Genomic DNA, 8163 nt, shown 5'->3' with positions numbered 1-8163 from the left:
CTGTTCGGTTAAATTTTGGTTGCTCATCGTTCTGAAACCTCCAATATCGAATGATAGCTTGATTATAATTCTAAAAAAATCGGAGTTCTGTAATATAGTTTACAATTCTCCATTTTTTTGAAATTGTTTAAAACGGCAGATAAAGTAGATTACTGACAATGATTCGACCAGCATGTTAATCTGCAAGAATCCGGCAGCCTGCCATGGACAATAGGTTATCAATTAACCGCATCTTTTTTCCTGGCGGGAGAAAATTCTCTAATTAAAAAATAAGAATGCAAACGTGGAAGGAGAATACGGATGTAGATACTCGGTTTAGGAGGAAGAACGTTTTTTGGTCGCCGGTTGACTCGTCTATTGCTCGCGGAAGGTCATGATATGACCATTACAACAAGAGGTCAGACACCGGCCGATGCCGTGACCCGAATAAAAGCGGACCGGACGAATCGTGAAACAATGATAGGTGCGTTTTCCAACTGTCATTATGATATCGCTACGATCAAATCTGCTTTAATCCTCAAGACGCCAAAATCGCCGTGGAAGCGTTTGGCGACCGCGTTAAGCGATATATTTTAACCTCGAGCATGGCGGTTTATAATAGTAAAGATACTGAAATCACCGAAGACGATTTCATGCCGGAACAATACAGCTATGATTTAGACGCTCAGAAATAATACTTGAAGAAAATATTCCTCGAAACTCTACACATTGATATGCAAAGACCACCGGATTTCCGGTGGTCTTTGCTTTTACTTTAAGGACATATGTTGTAAATTGCCATTATGTACGTATGTATTATTTACGCTGGCAAACTGCTCCCCGTTAATGTAACATCTAATTTTTAAATTGCTGATTAAATACCGGTTCAGCTATCTGACACTTTCTCAGTGTGATATAATTCAGCCCCACATCGCTCATCGCCTGGAGCTTGCGCACAACCTCTTTAAGCTGAAAAAACTCCAGTGCTGTATACACCTCAGGATGCGAAGGCATCTGGTCGATCCATTGTGATCTCGCGCTCCTACTCAGAACGAAATTAATGAACAAGCTGCGAGGCTGCTCGTCGATAACGGCGTTATTTCGATCGACGAAGGCGCCAATATGCCTTCCACACTGGAGGCGATCGACGTGTTCCTGAACAATAACGTCTTGTTCGGACCGGTAAATGCAGGCGACGTGGCCGTTTCCGCATTGGAGATGGCACAGAATAGCATGCGGATTTCATGGACGTTCGAAGAATTCGACTCCAAATTGCAGGACATCATGAAGAACATCTATAAGCGTGCCATTATAGCGGCTGAAGAATACGACTATGCCGGGAATTTGGTTGTAGGAGCCAACACGCGCCTGCCTTTATTTTTTGCTGGCGGCGACCAAAGCGATGGAGCAGAGCCTTACGCAACGCCATACTCTAGTTACTACTATTTCATAAAAAATATAATGTATTTTGTACATATGTCTTGAATTTATAAAAGGCTCATGCTGTTCGTAGAAAATTGTCGGTTGACAAGAACTTTATCTCATAAATGACAAGAACTTTATCTCATTTCCGTTTCCTCCTACCAGGAGCGCGAAAACGGCAACCACTTCGCGATGTTGGCTACCGCGTTTCTATGCCCTGTTAGAGCCTCGCGAACGTGATGTAATCGACTTGGACAGGCTCTGTCGCACTGATTGAATGTGACGATCCTACTATTGAAGTGACATCAAGGTCATAAATATTACTGTTCGTTACAAGTGCACCGGTTTGTCCAATCGCAAAGTGTTCGTCACCCCCTTGTCATAGTGCCAGTCGTAAGAGTCCTCAATCCCCATTACGACTTTGGCTGCTTCACTAAATTGTCCGCCGGGAGCTAACGATCCCATATTTATTGCAGGCGCCATACAGTGGCCGTCTGGATCTTTGGAGACGTATTTCCAATGTCCGCCATCCCGCACTTCGAAAGCGATGATCTCCGTCGTCAGGCGATCGGGACCCGACTATTGCGTGAACAGATCGGCGTCCGTGAACGCCTGGAACACCAGTTCCCGGGGAGTATCAAATTCCCTCTCGATGAACATCATTTGCGAGCCTGGTTCGGCGAGCAGTTTCGTTTCGTTCAATTTGGTCATTGTTCTTCGTTCACTTCATTTGGTTTGGGGTTCAGCTTCTTCATGCGCTCCTGGAGCAAAATGTCCAACTTTTCAAACTTGCGGCTCCACATCAATCGATACTTTCTGGTCCACTCTTCCACTTTGGAAATCGCCACCGGATTCAGTCGATAGATGCGCTGCTTCGCCGGCTTCTCCATCGTGACGACGTTCGCCTCGAGCAGCACCTTGAGATGCTGCGACACCGCAGGAGCGCTGATCTGAAAATGTTCGCAAATTTCCGTAGCGTGAGTTGCCAATAGCTCGATGATCCGGTGCCGTCGTGCAGCCCTTGACGGCGAAAAACCATGTGACGTATTGTCTTAAATCGCTCCTGTTCCCTGATTAAATTAAAACTAAGTTTCCCTTACACACTAAGATCGATTCAAGTATGTAATTTACTTCACATAACTTTTTTTTTGTAATGGTTATAATAAATTTGTCTCCCGTAGACACAGGAACTTGGAAGATTGAAAATCGAAAAATATGGTAAGGAGAGGTATCATGGAAACCTTGGAAAAAGATTTATTCACTGCACTACGCGAACGGCGCTCCATTTATGGAATTAGCAAAGAATCACCAATTTCGGATCAAAGTATCCAAGAAATAATCGAGGAAACCGTTAAACATACACCATCGGCGTTTAACAATCAAACTACCCGCGTTGTTCTGCTCTTGGGTGAACAACATAATAAGTTATGGGATATTACGACTGAAGTTCTCAAAGCAAACGTTCCTGCCGAACAATTTTCTTCTACTCAGGAAAAAATGAACGGATTTCGGAACGGATACGGTACAGTGCTTTTCTTTGAAGATCAGTCAGTTATTGATAGTTTTATGAAACAATATCCATCTTACCAAGAACACTTCCCGATTTGGTCACAGCAAACAAATGGAATGCACCAATTGGTGATCTGGATGGCGCTGGAGGCTGAAGGGCTGGGTGTAAACCTACAGCATTACAATCCATTGATTGATGAACGGGTAAAAGCAGAATGGAAGTTGCCGGAAAGCTGGAAACTGATTGCCCAAATGCCGTTCGGTAAACCCTCTGCCTCAGCAGGTGAAAAGAAATTTAATCCGGTACAAGAACGTATAAAAGTTTTTAAATAAACTTAACCTTGAGGCTGTCTCAATGACAGTCTCTTTGTTTAATAACATGATATCCCATTTTATATAAATAAGGATATCCGCGCTAGCTTCGGCCAATTCCCGAAAATAGACATGATGAAGCTGTGAACGTCAATTCGTCAATAAGCATTATATTGAGTATACCGATATTCTTCACTTATAGTTCGAAGTAAATAGTGCAGAGTCATTGTTCGTTCGGGACTCCAGATACTGAGATAGTTGTAGCCTGAAGGCTTCTGGAACTGACCTTGAAATTTTCCCTTTTCCCTAGGCGAACCCGAATCGTCCGCTGTGTTTACTGATAACAAAGTCATCTCGGGTGAGAGCTTCAACGCAGAAACCAAAAAACCCCTTTTAAAGAATTCGATGGGCAATAGCGATAGCCCATTGATTCGTGTACGTTCCACTTCTCGAAGTTCACGATTCCATTCGTTCTGATCTAGCGATTTTAGAGCTATTGTAGCTAACGACATGTTAATCTGCAAAACAAAAAAAGTGAAGGTGAAAAATATGGTGAAATATAAGGCATGGACATTTCTGATCGGGGCTAATCTGTTTTGGGCCGGTAATATCATTTTCGGAAAATTGATTGTAGCTGAATTACCTGCTGAATGGACAGTCTTTCTAAGGTGGGTCGTCGGACTGATTCTTCTTATTCCCATTGCCCAATTTATTGAGAAGCCTTCATGGGATCAAATATGGAGGAATAACTGGGTGTTGATCATTTTGCTAGCTACTTTATCCATTGTGCTCTACACCTATCTCTCGTATGCTTCATTGCAGTTCACATCTGCGACGAACAGCGCTCTATTTACTACCCTTGCGCCTGGCTTGATTATGCTCTTTTCGTTGATTTTCCTGAGAGAAAAAGTAAGTGCCTTTCAGTTCATTGGATTAATCATCTCGTTTATTGGTGTTCTGATTGTTTTGACGAAAGGCAACCTGCTGCAGTTGTTTCATACTCAGTATAACGAGGGCGATGCGATCATGCTATTGGCCGTCTTATGTTGGACTGCTTATTCATTGCTGCTAAAAAAAGCAAAAGGCATTCCGCCTGTGACATTGGTTGCGATGATTGCGCTGGTCGGTGCTATTCTGATGATTCCTTTTTTATTTTTCCAGCCGATTCACTCCGACAAAATCACTTCTTTGGGGATCGTAGGGGTTATATACATGGGGGTGTTCCCGTCAGTCGGTTCGTTTATCTTTTGGAATCAAGGAGTTAAGATACTAGGTGCGAGCAAGGCCGGCATAACGATGAATCTGATTCCTGTCTTTACAGCAATTATTTCGGTTATCTTGGGGCATGCTTTGGAGATGTCGCAGATGCTCGGGGGACTCATGACGATTGCCGGTATGTTACTGATTGCAATAAAACGGAAACAGGAATCACAGATTAGCGCTCCCGTCGCTCAACAGCTTGGCCTAAAGGACACAATTTAAAATCCGTGTCCATCTTCAATTCTGGTTTGCAACAGTCTGGCACTATCTGCCGTATTACCGTAACTTTGAACACTTTGTTTGGCCGTTGATCCAAACCTTAATCTGGTTTTCTAATGAAAGCCGTAACTTAATTGAAGGCAACGCCATTCTGGAACACAAAGAGGGTTGGAACTCCCATCTCGGCAAAGTTTTCTACGGTTCGCTTATTGTCATATGTATTGATTTTTACAACTTTCAACTGAACGGTTTAGGCTAACGGCATGGACTATACGATGTCATTTACGAAGGAGATGAGCCGGTTTGAAAAATAATTTCATCGAATACTGTCTAAACAAAAAAGGAGCGATTAAGGATTATCCCTCGGGACCCGATCCACTCGCGATAAAAATTGCAGGTAAAATATTCGCTCTGTTTTATGAGGAAAAAGGGTACTTGATCCTAAAATGCGACCCGGTGATTGCGGAAAACTTGAGAGAGCAGCATGAGGACGTTCGACCGGGGTATCATATGAACAAACAGCACTGGAATACGATTATTCTCGAGAGTTCTTTACCAGAGTCGGATATCTTTGAAATGATTGACCACTCTTACGATTTAGTTGTTAAAAGCCTTCCTAAGAACATCCGGGAGTCTATTTAGATTTACAATTGTTGGATATCTATCATACAAATGTGTTTCCTATTCGAAAGAGCCCATTTGGATGGGATTGTCGTTACAGGGACAGTATGCCGACGTCATTGAGTTCCCGCCGAATAGTGAAGTTATAAGAGCATTTCATGCTATCTTAAAACAAATCGTAAAATGCGAAAACAAGGATTGGTTCTTCTTGGACCCTGTACTAAGCTGCCACGTTAAATTCCAATGTTGCACAATAGAAGGAAAACTACGATCCCCTAATTTTGAGAAATTCTGTACACACCATTCTGTACAGCGAGAAATCGATTGAACTATTTCATTGCCCCTTCATCACCATGATTAACTGCAGATCGATGCATAGGCGATTACAAGTCTGAAGTGATGCGCCTACAGGTTCATATAGCCTTTCATATATAAAAACGACCGGAGGCGCGCCCGCTTCCGGTTTTTATATGCCCAAATTTGATATTGAAACCGGTCCCGCAAAAATTTCCTTTGATAAAACCGAATGAGGTGCCATATAATACAGAAACAGAACGTATGTTCAGTTTACGGAGGTGGCCAATGTATTTTGACGTAAAAAATCTTCCAATGCTGGGTAGAAGAGCGATTAATTTTCTAGGGGCTGACTCGCTGAGCCTAGGGGGACCGAGCAATTTGGGCATATGTTGCCCATCATGGAGGGACACTTACATTTAAAATGAAAGTGCCGCCTAAAGGCGTTCCTTATTCAATCACAATCGGATCCAAGGCCGAGGTCCATTCATCCCACACGTCCGGAATACCCGTAGACGGATGCTGAAATCGATATGGCTGCTTATCTGTTCCTTCTTTTTTTCCATTCGTAAAAGCCCTATGCCGGATCACGACACTCTGGCTCTTCAGCCCCCCGTAGGTCGACTACTCCGTAGCGCTTTCCATTCGAGTATTAATCTTCCTCATTGAATGGATCTATGAAACACAACGATAGGGGGGCGTGTCTAATTGAAATATTATTTATTAAAAAGAACGACTGCAGTCTGCAGCCGCCCTTTGTTGAGGTTATTTGGATCGGGTTAGCATCGCGGCATCTACCTGAACAGACTTACGAGACGTTTTGATAACTCCATCCTTCACAAGCCCACTCATGACTCCACTTACGGCTTCCCGAGTTACACCAAGCATGTTGGCTATCTCTTGGTGCGTAAGAGGGAGATCGATTAAAGCATAACCATCTACGATGATACCAAATTTTGAACTAAGCATCGTCAACAGATGAATCACCTGTTCGCGGAGACCGTTAAATGCAATTTGTTCTAACTGTTCTTCTCTTTCCTTCAACCGTTCACTGACCGCTTTTAGAAATTTCAACGCCAGATTCGGTCTGCTTATCATAAGCCGGTCGAATTGTGCTTCGGATATTGAGCAAACCAGTGTTGGTTGCATGGCTTCAATGTAAACATCTTTAGTACCAAACGAGAAGGAATTGATTTCCCCAAATATGTTCCCATGAGTCAATATACCTAGAGTGAACTGTTTCCCACTGTCGTTTAATTTGTATACTTTAAGCCTGCCTTCTTTGACGAAAGAAAAACCTTTGAGAATGTTATCAGGTGTTTGAACCAATGCGTCTTTCTGTACCCAATTGAAATGGCGAATAGTATTTAGTAAATCAATTTCCTTCATTTCTTCACTGGTCATTTCTTCAAAAATGCTGATTTGAGATAAATACCATAATTTATTCATTTGGTTTTCCTCCATGTAACAATCCTCCATTTTAGGAAAAAGGTAACTCGATCTTATAGAAGTCTTTGTCCATTCATCATGCTTTATAAGGATCATGATGTCAATGCATCCTTTATAGAGACTTGACGATTTCCAAAGTTTCTGACGGTTCCATTCTCGTTCTGTGATTAATATCTGAAACGCCGGCAATGATTCGGCTGTTCTGATCGATGACATAAGTCGCAGGTCTGGCGTCTGAGGACTGATAGCTATAAGTTGGGCACCCGCTGACTTAATATCACTCATGATGCGTTCATAGGCTTTTAATTGCAAATTACAAAATGGACACCATTCTCCTCGTTAGAAAATGAGAATGATAGGACGACCTTTCTTCAATTCCTCTGATAACGTGATCCATTTTCCAGTCGCGTCTTCCAATGTGAAACCCGGTGACACATTCCCGATGATTAGTCCCTTGCCTGCACCTTTGTTACGAAGGTCTTCTAAAGAATTTTCCAAACACGGCAGCTGCGTACGAATTGTTTGAGTTTATGTTCGCCTGAACTTCCAATTCCTCCTTCAATGTTGGTTTCACACCTAATCATTCCTTCATTTTTTGTCTTTCTTCGCTACAATTTAGTAATTATTAAATAATGATTCTGTAATATAGTTTACAGATGTCAATTGGTTATGTAGTTATGATAAATACGTACCGATCCTAAATTCGTCCGGTCCGCTTTTATTCAGGTCACGGCATCGCCAAAGTCATCGAGTTTGACCTCTAGTTGCAATGGTCATATCATGACCTTCCGCGATCAATAGACGAACCAACCGGCGACCGAAAAACGCTGTTCCTCCTAAAACGAGTATCTACATCCGTATTCTCCTTTCACGTTTACATCCTTATAAATTGAGCGAATTTTCTTCTGCCATCCAAGACAAAATAAAATTGACTGATAACTCATCTGTTATCTACATTACATTGTTCTGCCGTTATACACAATTTCAGGAGAACAGTAAACTACATTACAGAATTCCGATTTTTTTAGAATTATAATCAAGCTATCATTCGATATTGGAGGTTTCAGAACGATGAGCAACCAAAATTTAACCGAACAG

General features: G+C 42.3%; 10 protein-coding genes and 2 pseudogenes. 5 read left to right on the top strand and 7 right to left on the bottom strand.

The window, feature by feature from the left end; all coding sequences use genetic code 11:
• The first annotated feature begins 306 nt into the window (after positions 1–306).
• Positions 307–576: an NAD-dependent epimerase/dehydratase family protein gene (locus GC102_RS20580; protein WP_376769395.1), complete on the top strand. Its 270-nt coding sequence runs from the start codon at positions 307–309 to the stop codon at positions 574–576.
• Between the two features lie 388 nt (positions 577–964).
• Positions 965–1341 (top strand): annotated as a pseudogene (locus tag GC102_RS20575) (NADP-specific glutamate dehydrogenase); the annotation flags it as partial.
• Between the two features lie 390 nt (positions 1342–1731).
• Here the strand turns inward: GC102_RS20575 and GC102_RS20570 are convergent.
• From GC102_RS20570 to GC102_RS20565, 3 genes are read right to left on the bottom strand one after another with little or no spacing between them, the layout of a single operon-like run.
• Positions 1732–1938 carry a hypothetical protein gene (locus GC102_RS20570; protein WP_171691190.1) on the bottom strand — a complete coding sequence of 69 codons (207 nt, stop codon included), beginning with the start codon at positions 1936–1938 and terminating at the stop codon, positions 1732–1734.
• A 42-nt stretch (positions 1939–1980) separates the two neighbouring features.
• On the bottom strand, positions 1981–2112 hold the full coding sequence (locus GC102_RS40095; protein ID WP_281367683.1) for a hypothetical protein: 132 nt from the start codon (positions 2110–2112) through the stop codon (positions 1981–1983).
• Entirely contained in the window at positions 2109–2390 is a 282-nt protein-coding gene (locus GC102_RS20565) for an ArsR/SmtB family transcription factor (RefSeq protein ID WP_216628114.1), read from the bottom strand. Before GC102_RS20565 ends, GC102_RS40095 begins: the two co-directional genes overlap by 4 nt.
• A 253-nt stretch (positions 2391–2643) precedes the next feature.
• Between GC102_RS20565 and GC102_RS20560 the strand changes: the two genes are divergently transcribed.
• The 3 genes from GC102_RS20560 to GC102_RS20550 all read left to right on the top strand — a co-directional run bounded on the left by GC102_RS20560 (position 2644) and on the right by GC102_RS20550 (position 5343).
• On the top strand, positions 2644–3243 hold the full coding sequence (locus tag GC102_RS20560) for a nitroreductase family protein (protein ID WP_171691193.1): 600 nt from the start codon (positions 2644–2646) through the stop codon (positions 3241–3243).
• Between the two features lie 528 nt (positions 3244–3771).
• On the top strand, positions 3772–4704 hold the full coding sequence (locus GC102_RS20555; protein WP_216628113.1) for a DMT family transporter: 933 nt from the start codon (positions 3772–3774) through the stop codon (positions 4702–4704).
• 300 nt (positions 4705–5004) lie between these two features.
• Positions 5005–5343: an MmcQ/YjbR family DNA-binding protein gene (locus GC102_RS20550; protein WP_171691189.1), complete on the top strand. Its 339-nt coding sequence runs from the start codon at positions 5005–5007 to the stop codon at positions 5341–5343.
• Between the two features lie 723 nt (positions 5344–6066).
• Here GC102_RS20550 and GC102_RS20545 read toward each other — a convergent pair.
• The 4 genes and pseudogenes from GC102_RS20545 to GC102_RS39535 form a co-directional block, all read right to left on the bottom strand.
• Positions 6067–6207, bottom strand: coding sequence for a hypothetical protein (locus tag GC102_RS20545; protein ID WP_171691188.1), 141 nt, complete (start codon positions 6205–6207; stop codon positions 6067–6069).
• A gap of 174 nt (positions 6208–6381) precedes the next feature.
• A complete protein-coding gene (locus tag GC102_RS20540; RefSeq protein WP_171691187.1) occupies positions 6382–7065 on the bottom strand; it encodes a Crp/Fnr family transcriptional regulator in 684 nt (227 codons plus the stop codon).
• 339 nt (positions 7066–7404) lie between these two features.
• A complete protein-coding gene (locus GC102_RS39540; RefSeq protein WP_246321029.1) occupies positions 7405–7563 on the bottom strand; it encodes a hypothetical protein in 159 nt (52 codons plus the stop codon).
• A gap of 230 nt (positions 7564–7793) precedes the next feature.
• A pseudogene (locus GC102_RS39535) lies at positions 7794–7914 on the bottom strand (NAD-dependent epimerase/dehydratase family protein); the annotation flags it as partial.
• Positions 7915–8163: the final 249 nt, after the last annotated feature.

It is taken from the genome of Paenibacillus germinis (assembly GCF_013141785.1).
GTDB lineage: Bacteria > Bacillota > Bacilli > Paenibacillales > NBRC-103111 > Paenibacillus_E > Paenibacillus_E phytorum.
Note: the sequence above shows the minus strand (reverse complement) of the source record. Positions and strands in the feature narration are given on the sequence as shown.